This window comes from Planctobacterium sp. AWH2_060 (genome assembly GCF_056158425.1).
The window spans coordinates 4,210,479-4,232,326 of record NZ_JBSWTG010000001.1 but is presented as its reverse complement, the minus strand read 5'-3'; the positions used below and the strand labels follow the sequence as shown (position 1 = coordinate 4,232,326).

Annotated in this window: 25 protein-coding genes and 1 tRNA gene; 15 read left to right on the top strand and 11 right to left on the bottom strand. The window is 46.0% G+C overall.

The window, feature by feature from the left end; translation table 11 throughout:
• Positions 1-333 precede the first annotated feature (333 nt).
• The 5 genes from ACXAD8_RS18145 to ACXAD8_RS18125 form a co-directional block, all read right to left on the bottom strand.
• Positions 334-618, bottom strand: a complete 285-nt coding sequence (locus ACXAD8_RS18145; protein ID WP_475231389.1) for a helix-turn-helix domain-containing protein — start codon at positions 616-618, stop codon at positions 334-336.
• Positions 611-880 carry a type II toxin-antitoxin system RelE/ParE family toxin gene (locus tag ACXAD8_RS18140; protein ID WP_475231388.1) on the bottom strand — a complete coding sequence of 90 codons (270 nt, stop codon included), beginning with the start codon at positions 878-880 and terminating at the stop codon, positions 611-613. Before ACXAD8_RS18140 ends, ACXAD8_RS18145 begins: the two co-directional genes overlap by 8 nt.
• A 394-nt stretch (positions 881-1,274) precedes the next feature.
• Positions 1,275-1,487: a hypothetical protein gene (locus ACXAD8_RS18135; RefSeq protein WP_475231387.1), complete on the bottom strand. Its 213-nt coding sequence runs from the start codon at positions 1,485-1,487 to the stop codon at positions 1,275-1,277.
• Positions 1,488-1,495: 8 nt separating this feature from the next.
• A complete protein-coding gene (locus ACXAD8_RS18130) occupies positions 1,496-1,921 on the bottom strand; it encodes a putative toxin-antitoxin system toxin component, PIN family (protein ID WP_475231386.1) in 426 nt (141 codons plus the stop codon).
• Between the two features lie 344 nt (positions 1,922-2,265).
• Positions 2,266-3,009 carry a substrate-binding periplasmic protein gene (locus tag ACXAD8_RS18125; RefSeq protein ID WP_475231385.1) on the bottom strand — a complete coding sequence of 248 codons (744 nt, stop codon included), beginning with the start codon at positions 3,007-3,009 and terminating at the stop codon, positions 2,266-2,268.
• A gap of 132 nt (positions 3,010-3,141) precedes the next feature.
• On the opposite strand from ACXAD8_RS18125, the gene ACXAD8_RS18120 reads away from it, so the two are divergent.
• Entirely contained in the window at positions 3,142-3,696 is a 555-nt protein-coding gene (locus ACXAD8_RS18120; RefSeq protein ID WP_475231384.1) for a DinB family protein, read from the top strand.
• Here ACXAD8_RS18120 and ACXAD8_RS18115 read toward each other — a convergent pair.
• Entirely contained in the window at positions 3,693-5,435 is a 1,743-nt protein-coding gene (locus ACXAD8_RS18115) for a lysophospholipid acyltransferase family protein (RefSeq protein WP_475231383.1), read from the bottom strand. The genes ACXAD8_RS18120 and ACXAD8_RS18115 overlap by 4 nt on opposite strands.
• 188 nt (positions 5,436-5,623) lie before the next feature.
• Between ACXAD8_RS18115 and pyrC the strand changes: the two genes are divergently transcribed.
• Positions 5,624-6,661, top strand: coding sequence for a dihydroorotase (pyrC, locus tag ACXAD8_RS18110; protein ID WP_475231382.1), 1,038 nt, complete (start codon positions 5,624-5,626; stop codon positions 6,659-6,661).
• A gap of 45 nt (positions 6,662-6,706) precedes the next feature.
• Here the strand turns inward: pyrC and ACXAD8_RS18105 are convergent, their stop codons facing one another.
• On the bottom strand, positions 6,707-7,873 hold the full coding sequence (locus ACXAD8_RS18105; RefSeq protein WP_475231381.1) for a Na/Pi symporter: 1,167 nt from the start codon (positions 7,871-7,873) through the stop codon (positions 6,707-6,709).
• Between the two features lie 266 nt (positions 7,874-8,139).
• Here ACXAD8_RS18105 and purE point away from each other — a divergent pair, with 266 nt between their 5' ends.
• The 3 genes from purE to ACXAD8_RS18090 all read left to right on the top strand — a co-directional run bounded on the left by purE (position 8,140) and on the right by ACXAD8_RS18090 (position 9,937).
• Positions 8,140-8,631, top strand: a complete 492-nt coding sequence (gene purE / locus ACXAD8_RS18100) for a 5-(carboxyamino)imidazole ribonucleotide mutase (protein WP_475231380.1) — start codon at positions 8,140-8,142, stop codon at positions 8,629-8,631.
• The gene (locus tag ACXAD8_RS18095; RefSeq protein ID WP_475231379.1) at positions 8,628-9,767 is read left to right on the top strand and encodes a 5-(carboxyamino)imidazole ribonucleotide synthase; all 1,140 of its coding nucleotides are present in this window, start codon (positions 8,628-8,630) and stop codon (positions 9,765-9,767) included. Before purE ends, ACXAD8_RS18095 begins: the two co-directional genes overlap by 4 nt.
• Positions 9,768-9,861: 94 nt before the next feature.
• Positions 9,862-9,937 (top strand) — tRNA-Thr (locus ACXAD8_RS18090).
• A 29-nt stretch (positions 9,938-9,966) separates the two neighbouring features.
• On the opposite strand, the gene ACXAD8_RS18085 is transcribed toward ACXAD8_RS18090, so the two are convergent.
• Together ACXAD8_RS18085 and ACXAD8_RS18080 are read right to left on the bottom strand one after the other, a co-directional pair.
• Positions 9,967-10,491 carry a P-loop NTPase family protein gene (locus ACXAD8_RS18085; RefSeq protein WP_475231378.1) on the bottom strand — a complete coding sequence of 175 codons (525 nt, stop codon included), beginning with the start codon at positions 10,489-10,491 and terminating at the stop codon, positions 9,967-9,969.
• 674 nt (positions 10,492-11,165) lie between these two features.
• The gene (locus ACXAD8_RS18080; RefSeq protein ID WP_475231377.1) at positions 11,166-11,771 is read right to left on the bottom strand and encodes an acyl-CoA desaturase; all 606 of its coding nucleotides are present in this window, start codon (positions 11,769-11,771) and stop codon (positions 11,166-11,168) included.
• A gap of 580 nt (positions 11,772-12,351) precedes the next feature.
• On the opposite strand from ACXAD8_RS18080, the gene ACXAD8_RS18075 reads away from it, so the two are divergent.
• The 3 genes from ACXAD8_RS18075 to ACXAD8_RS18065 all read left to right on the top strand — a co-directional run bounded on the left by ACXAD8_RS18075 (position 12,352) and on the right by ACXAD8_RS18065 (position 14,227).
• Positions 12,352-12,906: a nucleoside/nucleotide kinase family protein gene (locus ACXAD8_RS18075; protein ID WP_475231376.1), complete on the top strand. Its 555-nt coding sequence runs from the start codon at positions 12,352-12,354 to the stop codon at positions 12,904-12,906.
• Positions 12,907-13,090: 184 nt separating this feature from the next.
• Positions 13,091-13,564 (top strand): CreA family protein, encoded by a 474-nt coding sequence (locus ACXAD8_RS18070; protein WP_475231375.1) that lies wholly within the window; start codon positions 13,091-13,093, stop codon positions 13,562-13,564.
• Positions 13,565-13,618: 54 nt separating this feature from the next.
• On the top strand, positions 13,619-14,227 hold the full coding sequence (locus tag ACXAD8_RS18065) for an HAD family hydrolase (RefSeq protein WP_475231374.1): 609 nt from the start codon (positions 13,619-13,621) through the stop codon (positions 14,225-14,227).
• Between the two features lie 26 nt (positions 14,228-14,253).
• Here ACXAD8_RS18065 and ACXAD8_RS18060 read toward each other — a convergent pair whose 3' ends face one another.
• Positions 14,254-14,574, bottom strand: coding sequence for an Mpo1-like protein (locus ACXAD8_RS18060; RefSeq protein ID WP_475231373.1), 321 nt, complete (start codon positions 14,572-14,574; stop codon positions 14,254-14,256).
• 167 nt (positions 14,575-14,741) lie between these two features.
• Here ACXAD8_RS18060 and trxA point away from each other — a divergent pair, with 167 nt between their 5' ends.
• The 7 genes from trxA to ACXAD8_RS18025 all read left to right on the top strand — a co-directional run bounded on the left by trxA (position 14,742) and on the right by ACXAD8_RS18025 (position 21,138).
• Complete coding sequence (gene trxA / locus ACXAD8_RS18055; protein ID WP_475233016.1) at positions 14,742-15,569, top strand: thioredoxin; 828 nt, start codon at positions 14,742-14,744, stop codon at positions 15,567-15,569.
• 179 nt (positions 15,570-15,748) lie between these two features.
• Positions 15,749-16,444, top strand: coding sequence for a spondin domain-containing protein (locus ACXAD8_RS18050; RefSeq protein ID WP_475231372.1), 696 nt, complete (start codon positions 15,749-15,751; stop codon positions 16,442-16,444).
• A gap of 9 nt (positions 16,445-16,453) precedes the next feature.
• Positions 16,454-17,179 (top strand): spondin domain-containing protein, encoded by a 726-nt coding sequence (locus tag ACXAD8_RS18045; RefSeq protein WP_475231371.1) that lies wholly within the window; start codon positions 16,454-16,456, stop codon positions 17,177-17,179.
• Between the two features lie 66 nt (positions 17,180-17,245).
• Positions 17,246-17,974 carry a winged helix-turn-helix domain-containing protein gene (locus ACXAD8_RS18040; RefSeq protein WP_475231370.1) on the top strand — a complete coding sequence of 243 codons (729 nt, stop codon included), beginning with the start codon at positions 17,246-17,248 and terminating at the stop codon, positions 17,972-17,974.
• Positions 17,965-19,455, top strand: a complete 1,491-nt coding sequence (locus ACXAD8_RS18035; protein ID WP_475231369.1) for an ATP-binding protein — start codon at positions 17,965-17,967, stop codon at positions 19,453-19,455. The genes ACXAD8_RS18040 and ACXAD8_RS18035 overlap by 10 nt, the downstream gene beginning before the upstream one ends.
• Positions 19,456-19,631: 176 nt before the next feature.
• A complete protein-coding gene (locus ACXAD8_RS18030; RefSeq protein ID WP_475231368.1) occupies positions 19,632-20,195 on the top strand; it encodes a methanogen output domain 1-containing protein in 564 nt (187 codons plus the stop codon).
• Positions 20,155-21,138, top strand: coding sequence for a GGDEF domain-containing protein (locus ACXAD8_RS18025; RefSeq protein WP_475231367.1), 984 nt, complete (start codon positions 20,155-20,157; stop codon positions 21,136-21,138). Before ACXAD8_RS18030 ends, ACXAD8_RS18025 begins: the two co-directional genes overlap by 41 nt.
• Here ACXAD8_RS18025 and ACXAD8_RS18020 read toward each other — a convergent pair.
• Entirely contained in the window at positions 21,124-21,840 is a 717-nt protein-coding gene (locus tag ACXAD8_RS18020; RefSeq protein WP_475231366.1) for an HAD-IA family hydrolase, read from the bottom strand. The two genes, ACXAD8_RS18025 and ACXAD8_RS18020, sit on opposite strands and share 15 nt — an antisense overlap.
• Between the last annotated feature and the right edge of the window lie 8 nt (positions 21,841-21,848).

Genomic DNA, 21,848 nt, shown 5'->3' with positions numbered 1-21,848 from the left:
GAGTCGTTTCAGATTGGTAGATGCCTTAGCTTTGACTTCAGACGATAAAGAACGATTTTTAATGTTACGTCATTAAAATCACAAATAGTTATAATTGCATAAGTATTTTTACGTGCATAGAAGAATTCAGTGACCACTACGAGCTTAACATCAACTGTGAAAAATTTTTCTTACGGCGTGATTTCTGCGCATGATTACCGTCCATTAGGAGAATACTGAACATCAGCTTCACATAGACTTCGATCATTCGTTACCTCAAATTTTGCTCAAGACTGAACGACCGGTTATTGTCTTTTTGAGCCTTTCACCAATGAACGGAGAATAAAGAGACTATCAGCTCAATGCTCTGAGTACGGCCTTTGGCTCTTTGGCTACTACATGCAAAAGTGCCAAGGCAGGACCATTAGGTTTTCTATCCCCTCTCTCCCAATGACGAAGAGTAGATACGCTGATGCAAAACTTAGAGGCGAATTCCATTTGAGTAAGACCTAGACTGTGACGAATTTCCGCGACGTCAACTTCAGAGGGGCGGTGGGATCTTGCCTCCACCTTCTTTCCTTTATTCAGATCAATGGCTTCTTGAAGTCCTTGCGCAATACTGTCAAATGCACTACTCATGATGTTTCTCCAATGCTACTTCAACCAAAATATCAACCAGTTTAGCGAGTGAGTTCCTGTCTGCCTTAGACAAGTTAGCTCGGTCATTCTTTCCAAACATAGTCAGTAAATACAGAGGAATGCGTTCATCGTGGTAATAGTAGATGACCCGAATGCCACCGCTTTTCCCCTTATTCCCACGACTCCAACGCAACTTCCTAATTCCACCTGTGCCTTCCATCAAATCACCAGCTTTGGGATGCACTGACAAATAATCGATCACATCCTTACACTCCTTTTCAGTTAGGAGCGATTCTGAGCGCCTGATATATTCTGGAAGTTCGGTGATTGTAATTTGCATAACGCACATAGTAATCCAATGGATTACTATAGGCAACCTGTTAACAGCAGTCGAAATAGATTGAGTCGATGAGTGATGGAAAGCATGCTTGAAAGCAAAGTTTCGCATGGTAAACCAGTATTTTTAGTCAGAGTAAGAAAAACTCATTGAACGACTGCTGCAACTTATCTGAAGCCACCTGATAAATAATGTTTACTGAACGGCAGCAATGGTGTAATGGCCGCCTGTGGCATTTCTGAGCCGACTGTCGGCTTTCATGGAAGTCCGGACCTCTTCCTTATCGGTCATTGAACAACTAGTTTCACTGGCTTTGTTCTTACTCAAAAGCCTTTGAATAAAGTGTGTCCAATGCATTTTGAGGATCACTCTTCGAGACTCGTTTTTGAAACTCTGCATACGCTTCACGTTCATCAATGGCATTGCTTACTATTAAATCGATTGCCTTATTAATACTAATATTTTGATCTTCTGCGAACTTTGCAAGCCTCTGTTTGGTCTGCTCATCGGTTCTATAGGTAATTGTAGCCATAATCATTTTCACTTCATCTGTCTAAGAAATTGTTCTGGTGTTACTGCTTGCCAGGAAAACCGTAACTCGCCGCTGGTTAAATCTTTCAAGTTATAACTGATAATAGTCATTGCATTGCTCGCTACTGCAAGATCTACAAGGTGGTTATCTGCCTCATCCCGTAAGTTTGGCCGCCATATGTAATTGATTCTTGTCCACTCGCAGACGCTTAAAAAACCGTCCAGTATTGTGTCTATTTCTGATTGGGTGTAGCTGCTTTTTCCAATTATCTGCGGGCGCCTGCTCACATCCAAATACTCAGAGAACAAAGCCGCGCTTATTTGTGGACTAATATCCCTTAACAAGCATTTTTCAAACACTTTGAAGCTCGCTGAGTTACGATTAGGGCTCAGCAAAACATTTATAATGATATTGGTATCAACAATTACTTTCATACAATTACGATAGCACTTTTCGTAAAAAATGCTATCACGATATTCTGACTGGGATTCCGAACAAGAGGGTAAGTCTTTGAAAACCTCAAAGTCCGTTTTGGGGTGATTGCCCCCTGTGGCATTTCTGAGCCGACTGTCGGCTTTCATGGAGAAGCAGTCAGTCATTCCACATGTTTCTGACTGGCGGTAAGATGAGTCAGTTGACCAGTATATTAGTGGTTTAATTGTGGCACTTGGAAAGTACCTAAGACTCACTTTCCAACCAACTGACGTTTCAGCACGTTAGGGCCCGAAGCAAGTGCTCCAACCTCAGAATGCAAATAGCCGAAAAATTGAATAAGCGGCTAAAAAGCCGCTTTTAATCTCTCCACCATCTCAAGGTCAGAATTAATGCTGGCGGCCAAATATAGGTTACTGCTCAAGCCTTCGGGTTGATGCCAGGCCCGAATACGATTTGGGTCATAGCCTTTTTGCGCAGCAATGATCTTAATTATCTCTTTATTCACCAGCAGGCCATCAATCAACCCTTTGTAGAGCAACTCTGCCAATTCCTGCAAATCGCTGCGAATTACAAAATGTTCATCTTCGGTAAATCCGTGCTGATTTAACCAGTCGTGCACGGCATCATTACGCACCGTGCCCAAAACCCACTTTTTGGCGTCTTCATTGCTATTTATCTGAATTTCCTCTCGGTCTGCAAGCGCAACGAAACTAAATTGAATTTGCCCCAGAGGTCCAATCCAATGGAACATAGACTCTCTGGATTGATAGCGGGCCATGGAAAAAATCAAAGTGTTTTTGCGCGACTGGGCTAAGTCATAAGCTCTGGCCCAGGGGAAAACTTCAATCGGTGCTTCAATTCCGGTATCTGCTAATAAAGCTTTAACCTTATCAATGGCAGGTCCGGCAAGTGCCCCGTTAGCGTCTTGCTGCAACGGAGGTAAAATCTCGGTTACTACACGCCAGGAACCTGTATCAGCTATGGCTATCTGGGTTGCAAAAATCAGAGTCGTTGCCAATAAACCTGTTTTTTTACAAACCTTAAGCATTAAATGGCGTAACCCGGCTAAAACCCTAAATCCAGTCACCTTACCTCCAGACGCAGCAAAATCAGAATAATCCACAATAAAGGTAGTTCAAATGTCAGTTTATACCAATTGGTCAGGTTCCTGACAACGGGTTGTTGAAAAGGAAATTTCCTTTGGCAATGAAAGTAGTTATTGACTAAGCTGGTCCATGACGCTAACGCTAAACAACAATCAAAACATATGATAGCCAGTCAACTCGACATTATTGAGCAGGGCAAAAAATACCTGCAAAAGCTCTCCGATGAACAGTACACCTGTGTTCCTAAACCACTGTTTAGCAGTAGCGCTGGTGCGCACATGCGTCATATCATCGACCACTACCTCGCTTTGATGCATCCGGTAAATAACACGGTAAATTACAATATTCGCAAGCGCTTCTGTGAAACAGAACGTCAGACGGCAGTGGCTATGGAGCAACTCACTCGAATTGCAGACTGGTTAAAGAAGCTGACAGCAGAGGACCTGGAGCACCCCGTCAGCGTGGTTTCTGAAATTTCCATTAGTGAGCAACAGGATTACGCCGGTGAATCCACTTTGGGCAGAGAGCTGGTTTTTGTATCCAGCCATGCGGTGCACCATTATTTTTCCCTAAAACTCATCGCCCGCTCACAGGATATTGTTCTGGAGGACAGTTTTGGACTAGCCCCGGCTACCGCCAGTTTTCAACGTACAGGGTTAACCGGTTAACGATGGTGGGATTGAAAAGCTTGCCAACCGTCAGCTAAATATTGCTTGCCTGCTTTTTCCGGCATGTTAAGCAAATCCACACACAACAACAGGCCCGGAGTCCCGGCAAAATTGTCATCCAGCCCCAGACAGTAAAACTGCGCCCCCAGCTTTTTGTAGTGTTTCACCAACACCGGAATGTCTTTAGCATCCGGCTCCAGGGTTTTAATAAATGTGGATAAATGATCATCCAGCGAATATTGCTGTGACAACTGCAGCAGATCGGGATGCAATGGCATTGACCAGGGCGTTTTTGCCTGCACGGAATGTATGGGGCTCAGCAGCGCCTTTGCCATCAGTGTGATACTGCGCTTATCGTATAATTTACTCAACGAAACTGTACCGTATAGGCGTCGATATTGCGGAAATTTGCAGGCAAATGCACCGATACCACGCCATAACAGGCAAAGCCCATAGTAACTGCGCTGATATTCAGGAATAAGAAAGGAACGGCCCATTTCCAGACAAGGTTCCTGACGATTGTAAAAGTCCGGTGCAAAGTCAAACATTTGTGATAAATACAATCCCTCAACACCGCTTTGTGCCAGTAGCTTATCGGTTTGCCCCATGCGATAGGCTCCGATAATACGGCCCTCTTCCCGGTTAACAATAAACAACTGGGTATAAGTTGCATCAAATCGATCGCTATCCTGAGGCTCACCACTGCCTTCGTTGTGTTGCCGGAAAACCAGCTCCCGCAGACGCGCGATTTCCTGCACCACTGCCGGAATTTGCTGCTGATAGCCGTAATAGACATCAAACTCTTTGTATGCCACCAGATGTTGCTCTGGCGGCAGGCTGGCAATTTCATCCAGTATTTGTGACGACGAAGTTTCGCTGGCCAATGGTTTAAACTGCGATTCATCCGTATCCGGCCAGGGCTGACTCCAGCTATCGGAACAGGCAATGCTCAGACAACGGGCCAAATCAGCCTGCGCCTGCGGGCCCTTGCTGGCAGCAAGGTCTTTCGCTTTAACTGGGTTACCTGCTCTTAACTGCACTCTGGCCCGGTTTTTGTTCAATAGCTCCCTGCCCAAAAACAACATGCGCAACGGATAATAGATAGCTTCAATGCGATAAAACAACTCACTGTTTTGGCCTTCTACCCATAAAGGTAAAAACTGGGCATCAGCACTCTGTACCAGTTTGCTCACCAGGCGGTTCCAGGGATGTTCCACCACCCGTTTTTGTTGGCGGTCTTTGTAACTGACTTTACCCGAAGGAAACAGCAGCAAGGCGCCCCCGGATTTAACATGGGCTAAACTGTTGCGCAGTGAGGGGCCATTGCGAGGATCCCGCTCCGATAAAGGATTGGTGAAGATAAAATAATCCTGAAGCTCCACAAAAATCTGCAGGCCGACATTGGCCAGCACTTTGAGATCGGGTCGTACTTTGCTGAGCAGACGCGCTAAGATCACCCCTTCCAGCCCACCAAAAGGATGATTACTGGCAATCACCAATGGGCCAGTCTGCGGAATTTTAGCTAAAAGTTGAGCCTCTCCTTCCAGTGTAATATCCAGTACAGATATCAACTTATCAGCGAAATCTTCCTTTGAGAGGCCCTGCATCTGATGTTCTTCATACAGGCGCTGCATTTTGGCCAGTCCCATAATCTTATCAATAAGACGAATCGGTAAAACAATGTGCGGTTTTTGCTTTTCGGCAGGCAGCAAAGAGGCCAGACTGATTTGAGCGGTCATGTTATGAGTGAGCTAAGGCGTAAAATTGCATATAATGACGAGTAGACCAACATTGGCACATTTTTCTGTCAGAAACTATAGCGTCAGGGCAAAATCTCAGTATCGGGATGTCCGGCAAGTGGCAATTTGGTTTATTCAACCCATAATGAAACCAACAGGTAGCCTCAGATTTACAATCAGGACATTACATGACCCATCTCACAATCACGACCCCAGATGACTGGCACTTACATTTCAGAGATAACGACATGCTGGCGGAAACTGTACCCGCCACATCACGTTGCTTTAGTCGCGCTATTGTTATGCCTAACCTGGTTCCGCCGGTAACCGACCTCAGTTTAGCCAATGCCTATCGCGAACGCATCGAGCGTGCCATTCCGTCGGGACAAGCCTTCACACCGCTGATGACCCTGTACCTGACGAACAGCACAACGCCGGAAGTTATCAAACAGGCTAAAGCCGGTGGCATTGTCGCTTCCAAACTTTATCCAGCAGGGGCTACCACAAATTCTGCCGATGGCGTTTCATCACTGCAGACGCTGTATCCGGTTTTTCAGGCCATGTCGGATTGTGGCATGCTGCTGTTGGTGCACGGTGAAGTTACTGAATCTCACATCGACATTTTTGACCGCGAAAAAGAATTTATTGAGCAGCACCTGACGCAGATCGTCAGAGATTTCCCCAAGCTGAAAATCGTGTTAGAGCATATCACCACAGCTGATGCCGCTGAGTTTGTGGCCAATGCTGGCGATAACATTGCCGCCACCATCACACCACAGCATTTATTGTTGAACCGCAATGATTTGCTGGTAGGTGGAATTAAGCCACACAACTATTGTCTGCCAGTATTAAAGCGCAATACCCATCAACAGGCGTTGCGGGCGATGGTGCAATCTGGAAACAAGAAACTCTTCCTGGGAACGGATTCAGCTCCTCATGAGAAAAGCAAAAAAGAAAGCGATTGCGGTTGTGCTGGTTGCTACAGCGCCTGGAGTGCTATAGAGCTATACGCGCAAGTTTTTGAAGAGCTGGATGTACTGGATAAACTGGAAGGTTTTGCCAGCCACTATGGTGCAGACTTTTACGGCCTGCCCAGAAACAAAAGCAACATCACACTGGTTCAGGAAAACTGGACGGTACCAGAATCTATCGTGCTGCCCAATGGCAATCCAATCGTGCCATTTTTTGCCGGACAAGAGCTGCGCTGGAAGCTGCAAAGCGCCTGAAACAAATAGCCGCAACTACCCCTGTACAGTTGCGGCTGTTTCCAATTAACTGGTTACTAAAATAGCCGAAAGCGGCACCACAAAAAACAGCCCAACAATATAAGCCAGTCCCCATACTTTTCGATCCGCAACTTTTAACGATAACTCATGGGAACACTTCAATGGCAACTCCCGCAAAAATTTAATGCCATAAATAATCAAGACACCAAGGACATTGTAGAGCAGGTGTACCAACGCAATTTGCAGTGCAAACCCGGCATTCACACCGGTTACGGCAAGCGCGGCAATTAAAGCAGTAATACAGGTGCCAATATTAGCCCCTAGTACAAAGGGATAAATGTCCCGATGACCTAAAACATTGGTACCCACCAGGGGTACTATTAGTGATGTGGTGGTGGAAGAAGATTGCACCAGTACCGTAATAATAGTGCCAGAGGTAATGCCACTAATCGGACCTTTACCTATGCTACTGTGCAGAATTTCTTTCGCTTTCCCTACCATCAATGCTTTCATGGTTTTACCCATGAAGGTGATAGAAAGGATGATCAAGCCCACCCCAATTATGGCCATTAAAGCTCCCGCCCAGACATCAGGCAAGAATGACAATCCACTTCCAATCAGTTCAGCGACAGGTTTAGTAATGGCTTTAAGAGGATTAAATCCACCTACCGCAAAGCCAGCTCCGATGTGAAACAAATCCATCAACGCCGCACTTAATTTTTCCAACAGGTTGAATGCAATTTCCAACGGCAGAAATATGGCGACACTCAAAAGATTAAAAAAGTCGTGAATAGTGGCTGATGCGAATGCCCGTTGAAATTCTTTTTTGTCAGCAACGTGTCCCAGACTGACCAGCGTGCTGGTGATACTGGTGCCAATATTCGCTCCCATGATCATAGGTACGGCAATGGTGATAGGTAAGCCACCGGCAACCATGGCAACGATAATAGAAGAAACTGTGCTTGAGGACTGTATAAGTGCGGTACAGACCATGCCAATGATTAAGCCCATAATGGGATTGGAGGCAAACTCAAAGAGTTCTCTTGCGTGATCCCCGGTGGCAAGTTTAAACCCGGAGCCTATGACCGTAACAGCAACCAGTATGCCGTAAACCAGAAGTGCTAAAAGAGCCCATTTTTTGGTGTTATTGGAGAGTTTTTCGGGTAGTTCCTGGCTGGTATCATGGGATTGCTCTACCGTAGAATCTGTCATCGGGTATTCCAACAAAAATAAATTAGCCTATTTCAAAATGTCAGGGTAAAGCGGCATTAAATACTCTCCCCAACCAGCTCAGCCAGCAATAGTCTCACAACAGCGGCCTAAGTAAGCTTCCCACACTTGTGTTGCAATCTTATGAAACTGACAAAAATTGCTGAAATTTCGTAGCAACCAGTAAATATTTGTGCAGATTGCTAGTTTCAGAGGGAGGAAGTGCGCTATCATTCGCATTTTTTCCAAAGCGTAAAACCGAGGTATACATGGCAAAAGTTGCGATCGTAATGGGCTCTAAATCTGACTGGCCCACTATGCAAAAGGCGGCCTTAATGTTACGGGACCTTGAAGTCGAATTTGAAGCTCAGGTGGTATCGGCTCACCGTACTCCCAATTTACTCACCGAATTTGCAGAAACCGCTGCAGACAACGGCATTGAAGTGATTATTGCCGGAGCTGGCGGCGCAGCTCACTTACCTGGCATGATAGCGGCTCATACCCATTTACCTGTACTGGGTGTACCAGTACGATCTTCGCAGTTGAGCGGTCTGGACTCCTTGCTTTCCATTGTCCAGATGCCCAAAGGTGTGGCCGTAGGTACCCTGGCCATCGGCGAAGCCGGTGCTGCCAATGCCGGTTTATTTGCGGCGCAAATGTTAGCCAATAATGACGCCAACTTACGCGACAGAATAAAAGCCTTCCGTGAGAACCAGACCAAAACCGTACTGGAACAAAGCAAGCTGGAGTTAACCGAATGAAGGTGCTTGTTTACGGAGGCGGCCAACTGGCCCGAATGATGTATTTGGCAGGATGCCCTTTGGGGATTCATGTCAGAGCCGTCGATGTTAACAAAGATCAGGTGATCAACCCCATCAGCAAAGCCCCCAGCACAGTATCTTTGCAGGAGGCCATAGATGATTCTGATGTCATTACTGCTGAATTTGAACACGTGCCAGAACACCTGCTAAAACTGGCGGACGAATCCGGCAAGCTCAAGCCCAGTGTTGCGTCTATTCGCGCCGGTGCCGACAGAGTCAAAGAAAAAGGCCTGATGACCGAACTGAACATTGCCACCAGCGAATATCAGGTAATGCGCAATATCAGTGAATTGCCCGATATTGCAGAAAAACTAGGCACACCACTGGTACTAAAAGCCAGTCGCGACGGTTACGATGGTTATGGACAATGGCGCTTAAAACAAAAAGACGACATTGCCGCCATGTCGCAAAGCCTGAGCAAGCTGGACTTGCAAAGTGTGCCCATTATCGTGGAAAAAATGATTAATTTTTCTCGCGAAGTTTCTCTGGTAGGCGTGCGTTCCGAAAAAGGCGAATTTGCCTTCTATCCACTGGTGGAAAATCACCACCACGAAGGGCAATTGCACCTGACACTGGCACCCGCTCCTGAAGTATCCGAAGCATTACAGGCGCAGGCCCAGGAGATCTTTGTAAAGCTGGCCGAGAAACTGAATTACATCGGTGTACTGGCGGTGGAATTTTTCCAGGTTGGCGAGCAATTGCTGGTGAACGAAATCGCACCACGGGTGCACAACTCGGGTCACTGGACCATGCAAGGTGCAGATACCTGCCAATTTGAAAATCACCTGCGAGCGGTCTGTGGACTGCCACTTGGCTCCACCGAAGTGCGATCTGCAACAGCAATGGTCAATATCATAGGTTGTGGCAGCTTCAGCCGCGATATGTTGGCCATACCTGGCTGCCATATTCACTGGTACGGTAAAACCGCCAGAGCCAAGCGCAAGCTGGGACATTTCAACGTCAGCGCTAAAAACAATCAGGATTTAGCAGCGCGCTTACTGGACCTGGCAAAGCACCTGCCACAGGAAAGTTTTCCATTGCTGGAAGCCGAAGCTCAGAGATTACAAAAATATTAAGAGCTTTGTCCTGAATCTGCTTGACAAAATAAAGGGCGCCGCTACAATGGCGCCCGCTTTGTTGCTCAGCAACATCGCAAAAAGGTTTTAGTGTGCCGACTTAGCTCAGTTGGTAGAGCAACTGACTTGTAATCAGTAGGTCGCCAGTTCGACTCCGGCAGTCGGCACCATTCCTTCCCTTTCCAAATCTCGAAACTATTTATTTCCCGTACTTTTCTACAAAGCCATTCAGTTGTGATACTGAGCGTATAACATGCAGTTTTTTGTTCACTGATTGTTGTTTTATTCTTTGTAAAAAATCATCGTTCCAAAATCCGGGACAAAGCTTCAGCACCTTAAAGCTTTCCAACGTTCCCTTTAATACAGAACTCCCCTCCGGCCAACCTTCAGGTTTAACAAACAAGCCTTTGAGAAAACGCTTAGTTACCAACCAATAGGTCACCCTGTAGGGTAAATCGATATAAATTAAGGTATCAGCCGCTTGCAACCTTCGATGAAAAGATTGCAATGAATTCATGGGAGCAAACCCCTCAATGATCCAAGACTCGAAATCCAGAATGGCTTCATGGCGTTGTTCATAATGCTCCCGACAGACTTCTTCACCATTTGCTTGATACAAAATAGAATCCAGCGCATACAAAGGAATGCCCGTTGCCGCCGCCAACTTTTTACTCAAGGTTGATTTACCGTTAGCGGGTTTACCGAATACTGCGACTTTTTTCATCCTGACTCCTCTCTTTGAAATATGACCCCGGAGGCAGAAACAACAAACCCGCCTCCTGGGCGGGTTTGTTAAATTATGAAGACATCACAAATCCCACCATTCCTAAGGAATGATGATAATAATGCTCACTGTGTGTTGCGAAAGATTTGTGTTCATGGGTTTATCCTGCTGTACCAAGCGCTTTAAGTCAACGCCGTTATTTGTAAAAAATTAATTCAGCCCCACACACTACGTTTCTGGTCTCTCACACCTTAGCAGGACACCCACTTTAAAATTGTTAAATACCCCTTCTCAGTTGTGTTCGAAGTCCGAAGAAATTTGGCCCTTTCGCGAGATAAGCCGATAGGGCAGAAAAAACCTGAAGATGGGCAACAGGAAAGTCTTTGTAGGTCTGACTTCAGTCAGACACCGTTGCTGGCTTTTAGCATCTTCGTTGGACTAAAGTCCAACCTACCTCATATCTACAAAGATTCTGCCCTTGAGGCTTATGCTAACTCGCGCCAAGGGCATATGGGGGTTGAAGGGGTGCTCCCCTTCGAAGAAGTAACATTAGAGTACTGAACCAGAAACATGGCAATGGCCTAAACCAACATACAAACCAATTGTGATTTCAGAGAGTTCGCCACAACCGAAACGTTGTTGTCATAGCTTTCACCATTATTTATTAAATTAGTTTAGTGAACTCTCTCCAGGTCCTCCCTCTCTTCTTCAGGTCTGGGAAGTTTTACATTCTTCGCAATGCCCATAATCTGCAAGAATCTAATGAAGTACCAAGCAGGGTCAATCTGCCCCTTTTCTATACCAATTTTTGCGGATTCAGGGAATGCATGATGATTGTTATGCCAACACTCACCGTATGTAACTATCCCAAGGCCATGGATATTGGATGCTTGCACAAATGCCCCCTTCACCAGCCAATTTCCAGGACCAGGATTATGACATAAATAGGTAATCGCCCAGTGTCCAATAATACTTATGCTAACCCTTACAAATATGCCCCAAACGACCCATGACCAACCACCAAAGTAATACAAAATTAAAGCGGGTAACAATTGATGTAATGGCCACGAATTCTCTAGAAATTGTAAGAAACGATCATTTTTATATTTTGCCTCAATATTGAATCTGGGGGGATGACAAAAATCGAATCTGGAGGTTAGCTGCCACCAGATATCTTTTAAAGCGCCTTGCTTATGAGAAAAAAAGTCATGACATTGCGACTGTCGTTGTGCCCAATCTCTCAAATCATGTATTTTAATAACGCCAAACGGACCTGCCATTCCAACTAGCACACCAATGTATATTAGAACTCTCTCAACGGTGCGCGAGCATTCGAATGAACGATGTATCATCATCCTATGCATTCCGACGCTATGACCAACGAGCAAAGAAACATAAGTTGAGATAAGAAAGACAAGAAATGTCTCTAATGAAAATGTAAGGGGGCCCAAAACAATAGCAGAAGTGATCATGAGTAGTGACCACGACGATTTAACAACATCGAATTTAACCTTTCCCTTACAAGGATTTGCGTTAGCTGAATCTATTCGATGTACCGGTTGCATCATTAAACTATATTCCCTGACAATTAAACGGCCATTATTTGCATGACTATAACATAGCAGGACAGTCACTCTATAAGCCTACAATTTCGGTGTTCAAAGTCAGAACAACGCAATCTCTTACGCGAGTGGGCTAACCATAACGACCTCAGACTCAAGTTAGACAATCTTGCGACACTTTATTAATCCAGACAAAAACTCATTGGCTGCCTATTACCTCTAAGGCATTATAACCAATAGATTTTTGCCGCCTTTTCGGCTGTTGATTTGCAATAAGGTGTAATTTCACTGGGATAGTATGAAAAAAACAAAAGTAGTGGCAGTCAGCGGTGTTTCTGGTGCAGGTAAAACCGCCATTGTGAAGCAATTGGCCAGAGAGTTTTCATGCCCGTATTTGCTTTTTGATGATTTCGTTACTCAAAACTCATACCCGCAAAACATGAAGAGCTGGCTGGTAAAAGGCGCAAATGTTTCCCTTATTAAAACACCTGATTTTGCTGATGCAATAAAGGCCTTGGTTGCTGAGAATAGGTGTACTTACCTTTTTATTGAAGAACCGTTTGGCAGAGAGCGCGACGTAATTTCACCATTAATTGATTACGTTATTCTCTTAGACCAACCGTTAGAACTGTGCCTGGCTCGCATTATCCAAAGACACACCGACAAACCTGGCACTAATTCAATTAACTCCATCTCAGCTTATTTAGATAAATATTGTGATCACTTCAGGGATATTTACCTCACCTGCGCCAACCAGGTCAGACGCAACGCAGATCTGGTTATTAAAGAGGTGCTATCTGTCCAAGATACAACCAGTTGCATAAGTAACTGGCTTAAAATTCAAGCCCGTTAATCGCAGCCTTGTTGTTATGGGTGTCCGCTTAATTTTGGCCTTGCTGTTATGGGTGTCTGCTTAATTCTTAATTTAGTGATGGGTGTCCTTCGAATTGATGGGTGTCTTTTGAATTTCCCTGATACTTGCATTTCACTCAAAATGATTAAGAATGTCAGCCACATAACAGCAATTGGATATTCCAATGAAAAAACTGACTGTACTCACCCTGTTCAGCCTCCTGCTTATTGGTTGTAACCGCAATGAGGTGGGCGATATCTCACTGGGTGTCTTTACCACCAAGGACATCAAACTGGATGCCTTTCGTGATCCGGTAGTGACGGGGGTTACCTGTCATGTTTCCAGCATTGAAGCGGATCTCAGTTTCGCTGATCCGTCAGACAGCTCAATCGCCTGTCGGCAAACCGGACCAATAACAGCAGCGATGATTGCAGAAATAGACAAAAGCGAATCCGGCGAAGTGCTGTTTCGTAAATCCAAAAGTATATTCTTTAAAACCATGAAAATACGCCGCGTTTACGATGCTGAAAATCAAACCCTGCTGTATGTGGCTTACTCCACCAAAGAAACTTCAGGAAGCTTTAAGCACAGTCTGTCGACAGTACCGCTATACGGAACTGAAGCCTACCGGGTCGCAGCGTCACAACCTGCCGATTAAAGGCGTTTTGCAGCTAACACTCACACGGACAACACAGAAGCTTGAGAAACTGTTTTGAACATTGCTTTATTTGATTTCGATGGAACCATCACTAATACAGATATGTACAGCAAATTTCTGCATTTCTCGGCCACAAAAAAGCGCGCATTGTTAGCTAGGATTGCGTTATCTCCATTTTTCATTCTTTACAAAATGGGGCTTCTTTCGGCACCTAAAATGCGCAGTATTGCCAGCTTTATCGCGTTCGCTGGCCGTGTGGAAGAAGACCTTGTTGCCGTCGGCGAGAAATACGCTACCAAGGTTATTCCTGACTTTCTGAGAGAAGAGGCAATAACCCGATTGCACTGGCACAAAAGCAATGGCGATCAGATTGTTATCGTATCAGCCTCGCTCGATATTTATTTGAGGTACTGGTGCGCAAAAAATGGATTCAACCTGATTTGCAGTGAACTTAAAGTTCAGCGCGGCAGGTTTTCCGGACGCTATGTTAATGGTGATTGTAGCAACGCTAACAAGTCAAAACGGATCCGCTCTGAATTTGATTTAAAGCAGTATGATAAAGTCTATGCGTACGGCGACACAAAAGAAGACCTGGCAATGTTAGGTCTGGCAGATGAAGCCTACATGAATTGGAAAAAACACTCGGTGCCCACATCACCTTAGCCGTTCACTTACCCCAAAAGTCGCGCTTAAAACTTAATTTTACCGGTCAGGATATCCTTAAACATCACCCAGTCCCCAAGCAAACTATAAAACGGATAGGTGAATGTGGCCGGGCGATTTTTCTCGAAAAAGAAATGCCCTACCCAGGCGAAGCCATAACCAATTACCGGCAATAACCAAAGCAGCATCCAGTTAGCAGTGACCACTGCGCTGGCCAGACAGAGCAGCACCAGGCAGGAGCCGACGAAGTGCAGGCGGCGACAGGTCACATTCGCATGCTCAGCAAGATAAAACGGATAAAACTCAGCAAAAGTTTGATATTTTTTTTCACTGGCGGTATCTGACATAAGAGGTTCTCACGATAAAATCTCATATCAATGTAGCATAGCCCTGATAAAACTCTGTCACAGATACGACATTTTGGTTGTATTGTGCCGGACAGCCCATACATAGAAAGCAAATTAAGCTCGTTAAAGGAAATCCCGTGGAACAAGTAGCCAGCAACATAGTGAATATGACACCAGATAACTTTCAGCAAATCGTCCTGGAAGAGTCACAAAAGCGTCTGGTGATGGTGGACTTCTGGGCTGACTGGTGTGAACCCTGCAAGTCATTGATGCCCATTCTGGAGAAAATTGCCGCTGAGTATCCCAACGACTTACTGCTGGCGAAAGTCAATTGTGACGAAGAACAGGCCATATCGATGCAATTCGGTGTGCGCAATTTGCCCACCGTTATTCTGGTAAAAGATGGTCAGCCAGTTGATGGCTTTACCGGAGCACAACCTGAAGGTGAGATCAGAAGCCTGCTGGAAAAGCACCTGCCAAAACCAGAAGATGGCTTATTAGCAGAGGCGGCGGGATTGCTGTCCGAGGGCAAACACGACGAAGCCTTCCCACTGCTAAAAAGTGCCTTTGATGCCGCCCCAGAGCGAACCGACATTAAATTTGCCTTGATTGATACCTATCTGGAACTGGGCCGTCTGAGCCATGCCAAAGAGTTGCTGGATAGCGTATTGTTAGTGGATCAGGATGCCAACTATCAGGCCTTGCGCGGGAAACTAGAGCTGGCGGAAAAAGCTTCTCAATCCCCAGAAATCATTGCCCTGGAAGAAGCCGTTGAGAAAAACCCGGATGATCTGCAAATAAAAGTGGATTTAGCCGTGCAGTATCAGCAAAACAACCGACAGGAAGAAGGTCTGGGCCTGCTACTCAAAGTACTGCAAAAAGACCTGAATTTCGGTGAAGCTCGCAAGCTGATGATAGACGCCATCAATGCCCTACCCGAAGGTGACAGCCTGGCCAGCAGCTATCGTCGTAAACTTTACGCCATGCTGTACTGATAAAAACAACTTCTCGATATTCGCAACCCCTCGGGGTTGCGTCGCATTTCTACTGCACAATTTTGGACTCTATTGTGAGCAACTTACAAAGCTTTCGTAAGATTCTCGTGATACTTTTGCGATAACTCTTTTTCATACTCTTCCCGTGTTGTTTGTTTAAATCCAATCCGAGGAAAATTATGAAACTACGTAACCTGATACTTTCATCCGCCCTGATGGCCAGCGCCTCTGTCAACGCTGCCGAACTCAATATCGAATTTCAGAATCTAACCCAGGGTATTTACTTTACTCCCATATTAGTGGCCGCCCACCCCGCAGATGCTTCCCTGTTTGAAACCGGCGAAAGTGCCTCTGATGAATTGCAAATGATGGCGGAAGGCGGTGATATCAGCGGCCTGGCCAATATCATTTCCAGTGTTAACGGCAATCCCGCCGAAGTGCAGGCTGAGCTTACAGCACCGGGTATGAGCCGCTCCTTTATGCTAAGTACCGACGCCGATAACACAGTGTTATCACTGACTTCCATGTTACTGCCCACCAATGATGCTTTTGTAGGACTGGACAACTGGACGATTCCTACCGAGGCTGGCACCTACACAATTTACCTCAATGCTTATGATGCAGGTACAGAAGCCAATGACGAGATCCGCGGCAGCGGTGCACCGGGCGAAAGTGGTATGCCGGTTCCGCCTCCGCTGGAAGCACTGGTAGGAACCGGTGGTACTGGTGTCACGATGGAAGAAGCCAATATGACAGTGCATATTCACCGCGGTAATGTCGGTGACAGCATGAATGAAGGTGGCAGCAGTGATATCAACAGCAGTGTGCAACGCTGGTTAAATCCCATCGCTAAACTGACTGTTACGGTACAGTAGGAGTTGGTCATGAAAGACAACAAATTATCATTCTCCAAAAAGCACTTGCTGCCCATTAGCGCCCTGTTTCTGTTAGCGGCCTGCGGTAGCGACAACGACGATGTGATGGAAATGCCAATGCCAGAACCACCCGCTCCGGTGGTCAACAGCTATGACATTACAGTTACTAATCTCAGCCATGCACAGCCCCTGTCCCCTGTGGCAGTAGCACTGCATAGCTCGGGGCAGTTTTGGACTATTGGCGAGTCGGCATCAGAAGAACTGGAATATCTGGCTGAAGGCGGAGACAACAGTTTTGTATTAGGCTTATCTATGGTGGCATCCGGCGCCAGTGGCATGGCTCCGATTGCACCAGGCGCTTCAGAAACCATCTCTGTGAGTATCGAAGACAATGACATGCCGCTGTTGTCGGTGATCACCATGCTGGTTAACACCAACGACGCCTTTACCGGGGTTAACGGTCAAAGCCTTGCAGAACTGGAAACCGGTGATGTCTGGAGCACCACCACCCATGTTTATGATTCCGGAACTGAAAAAAATTCGGAAGCAATGGGCACAATTCCCGGTCCGGTAGATGGTGGCACAGGTTTTGATGCCATGCGTGACGATGTGGATTTTGTCAGCATGCACCCAGGCATAGTGTCCATAGAAGATGGATTGAGTAGTTCTGTACTGAGCAAAGCCCATGCATTTGACAACCCGGTGGCCAAAATAACGGTGACAAGAACAGAGTGATCCGGAAGTGATTGAAGGCACAATTCGGCGGTACTGGCCGATTTGTGCCAAACAAAGAAGCAACCTATGACCCATAAAATACTGATCGTAGAAGACGATCTGGACATTGCCGACCTCATCCGGGTAAATCTCACCGAATTGGGTATCGACATTGAACATTGTTCCGACGGGCAACAAGCGTTGGATAAAGCGCGAGCAGAGCATTTTGATCTATTACTGCTGGATATCATGTTGCCATCACTCAGTGGCCTGGATATCTGCCGTATCATCCGTCAGGAAAAACCAGCACAAGCCATCTTGATGCTAACCTCCAAAGACTCAGAAACCGACAGAGTGTTGGGTCTGGAACTGGGTGCCGACGATTATATGGCTAAACCCTTTAGTGTCAGAGAGCTACAAGCCAGAGTGCGCTCGCAGTTGCGCAAAGTAACTTTGGTGCAGCAATTGTCCGAGCAACCACCGCAAACCAATCCAGAAGAAACCCTGATAACCGGCATTCTGTACATCGATCAGAAATCCCGATGCGCCAGCTTAGATGGCAAAGAACTGGAATTGACCGCCACAGAATTTGACTTACTCTGGTATCTGGCCAGACGGCCTAATCAGGTGTTTAGTCGTGCGCAATTGCTGGAGTCGGTGTGGGGTTATTCCCACAATGGTTACGAGCATACCGTCAACTCTCATATTAATCGCTTGCGGGCAAAAATCGAAAAAGATGCGGCCTCTCCCAACATTGTGCAAACCGTCTGGGGCGTGGGTTATAAGTTTAATCCTGAGGGTGTCATGTGGCAGTAAAACTGTGTTTTTATCAACGCCTTTCTCTGGCCACCATCAGTATATTCCTGTTGATCACCAGTAGCTTTGTATGGTGGTCGAATGCTATGCAGGAGCGCACTAAACATCAGGCCGAACAACAACTGCACATTAATCTTGCAAAACATCTGGTGGATGATAATCCGCTGCTAAAAGAAGGGGTTTTTGACTATCAGGCACTGGGCAACCTGTTTCATACCTTGATGGTTATGGGACCGAATTTCGAATTTTATTATCTGGACAATCAAGGCCAGATCCTCACCTTCAATGCCGAGCCGGGCAAGGTAAAAACCCAACAGGTAGCACTGGAGCCCATCAAACGATTACTGGAAAACCCGGAACAATTGCCGATTTATGGCAGCAACCCCAAAGATCCCAACCTGGACAAGATATTCTCAGTCGCGCCGGTATACAAAGAGCAGCAACAGCAAGGCTACCTCTATGTCATTCTGGGCGGCGAACAATACGACACCATCATTAAAAAGCTCAGCAATGATCGCAATTTTGCGCAATTCACCCTGCTTGGCGTTACCACTCTGGTGTTATTTTTGGTGTTGATGGTGTGCCTGTTTGCCTGGCTAACGAAACCCATGAAAAAGCTCACCCTGGCGATGGATTCTGTGCGGGCCGCTGACTATGATCTGAGCCGCTCCGGATATACCCCAATGCACTGGGATCGCGACTCTATCGACGAAGTGCAAAAGCTCGGTTGTGCCTTCAATGACATGGTTGCACACATCCAGGGGCAATTCGAAGCCTTGCAGGCACTGGATAGCCGACGTCGGGCGTTGTTAGCGGATTTATCCCATGACTTGCGCACACCGCTGGCCAACCTGCAGGGATACATAGAAACCCTGGCGATAAACCATCAGAACCTGAGTATTGAAGACAAAGAGCGTTTTATTCAGATCTCATTAAAAAATGCCCAAAACCTGAAGCATCTTATCGACCAGATTTTTGAGCTGGCCTACATCGAAGCCGGCCAGGTAACCCTACACAAAGAACCTTTTCCAATCGCCGAACTAGTCCATGATATTGCCGCTAAATTCACTTTAAACGCACAAGAAAAAAACATCCGTTTGCAGGTGCAGGCTGAGCAGTCCGACGCCATGGTTTATGCCGATATAGGTAAACTTGAGCGAGTACTCACCAACCTGATAGAAAATGCCATTCGCCATACCCCAGAAAACGGCAAAGTAACACTCAGCATTGTAAGCCAGTGTAATGGCGTTGCCGTTTCCGTGGCGGATAATGGCGTTGGTATTCCTGCCAATGAACTACAGCATGTTTTTGAAGCCAGATATCAGGCCAGTAACAGTGAAAAGGACCGCCATATTCACGCCGGGCTAGGTTTAGCTATCTGTAAAAAACTCATGGAGCTCAATGACAGTTCATTGACCGTCAGCAGTGAAAAAGGCCGGGGAACCTGCTTCAGGTTTGTTTTGCCAAAGCCTGAAGAGTGATTGTGGAGAAGTTATTACCGCAATTAGTGAACCAATTCACACTCAATTTATGTGAAATTAACTTAATTAGACTAAACTACTACTAGAGTGTAGTTGACGTTTTAGAAAAATTGGACTTTGAGTTTTACACAAAGTAGGTTTGCTGTTTCCGAATTGTTGTGACAACAGGAGCACGTATGCCAGAAATTTCCGCCGAACAACGTATCGACATTAAAAATCTAAATGTTGAACTGGATAGCGATAAATTTTTCAGGCAAATGATCCGAAGCATTGCCGGCACGTTAGAAGATAGCGTGGGCATTAAAGAGGCGTCCGGTTTTATCGCTCTGGTAGGGCAAGAACTAGGACGTCGAATAGAGATGGAATATGAGAAGTCTCTGAATACCAGGAAGTTTAACAAGGAAACAATTGCAGACATTTTAGTAGATTTAAAGCGTCGTATTGGTGGGGATTTTAGTATTGAATCAATTAATGCCCGGCAAATTGTGTTGACCAATAATCGCTGCCCTTTTGGAGATGAAGTTCTCAGGCGCGATTCACTGTGTATGATGACGTCGAATGTGTTTGGCTTTATCGTATCAAATAACAATGGTTACGCCGCCATTAAATTGCCGGAAACGATTGCTCAGGGCCATGGCGGTTGCCGTGTCGTTATTGAGTTAAAAATGTCTGACGAATTCACAGAAAGTGAGGGGTATCGTGAGTATTTTAATCAATCAGCAGGAAAAGTCGGGACCTAGATTCTCCATTCAGAGTCTGTTAAATGGGTTCGCGGAACCAACATGGCTATGTGATCACAAGGGTTTCATCGTCAATCTGAACAACGCCGCGAAAACGTTATTAAAAACCTATGGCCAGCAAGAACCCGCATCATTGCAGCTACCCAAGGTACTGGGAATCGACCAACTAAAGTTCTCAAGGGTAGCCAAAGGCACCTTGCGTACCACAGCTAACATTCCCTCCCGATTTGAAACGGTTAACCCTATCAACGACGAGCATTCCGTGGTGGCCATGACCCTTTCCTCGGTTCGAACTGAAGGCAACAGCCAGCCCACCCACCTGTTGGTTAAGTTAACAGACAACAATTCCTTACTGGAAAGAAAGTTCCGGCGTTTAAAAGATCAGGTAGAGCAGGTTCAGGAAGAACTGAAAAAGCAGGTAAAACAATCCATTACCGATCCCCTCACTGGATTATTAAATCGTCGTGCTATTAGTAACGAGTTTAGCGACGTCCATTCCCCATTTCATAATGAGCAACAAGCTCACTCCATTGCTATCATCGATATCGACGACTTTAAAACCATCAACGACTCTTTTGGTCACAGAGTGGGCGATGAAGTATTGCGAGGTTTGGCGGCCCTGATGCGTGAGCAGTGTCGTGAAGAAGATATTTGCTGCCGCTGGGGTGGCGAAGAATTCGTGATTGCCTTATTAGATACGGATCAGGTTCAGGCACTGGAAGCCATGCAACGCCTGCGTATTGCGATAGAAAAAAATAATTTTGGCAATGATAACCGAATTATTAAAATCACAGTTACTATTGGCATCAGTGAATTCACCTGTGAAGACAATATCATCGAAGTGATTGAGTCAGCTGACGCCGCCATGTACAAAGCCAAGAAATCAGGAAAAAACAGTGTGTTACTTAGTAGCCACAAGCATCTGGTGCTAGACCAACTCTAATAGCTCCGACAATGAGTCCAGGGCAACATGAGGCAACACCGATGCGCTTTCCTGATTTAACTGCATTGGGCGGTTTTCCGCATACCATGCCGCCTGATAACCGGCATTGATGGCACCTGCCACATCTTTCTCCAGATTATCCCCAACGTGTAGAATATGTCTGGCGGGCAGATTCAGTTCTTTTTGCGCCAAGTCGAACATGTCAGGATAAGGCTTGCTACGCAGTGTTGAACTGGCGTGATACACCCGCTGAAAACAACCATCAAGACCAATTCTGGCAATATCAACATTGCCATTGGTAATGGCCATTAAAGGCATTTTTTGTGACAACTCATTCAGCAGAGCGATGTATTCACTGGGCACCTTAAAGTTACTACGGTGAAAATAAAAGGTGTCATAGCTGAGCTCAATGGCGTCGCTTAATTCTGCGCCCGACAGGCCAATGGCGCTAAACATCTTGTTCAAAACAGCGCGCCGAAGCGCAATCATGTCGTGTCGACAAGCCGGTGTTTCGCTGATCACTTCCCGTCTGAATTGCCGCCATGCGGGTTTCCCCAGAGACTCGGTTGCCGGCCAGTGCTGCGCCATAAACGCAAACATCTGTTTTTCTGCTGCCACTATGTAAGGATGATTGGCATAAAAGGTATCGTCCAGGTCAAAGGTCATTGCCTGAATGCTGTTGAGGCGACGGTAATACTGCATTGGCTTCG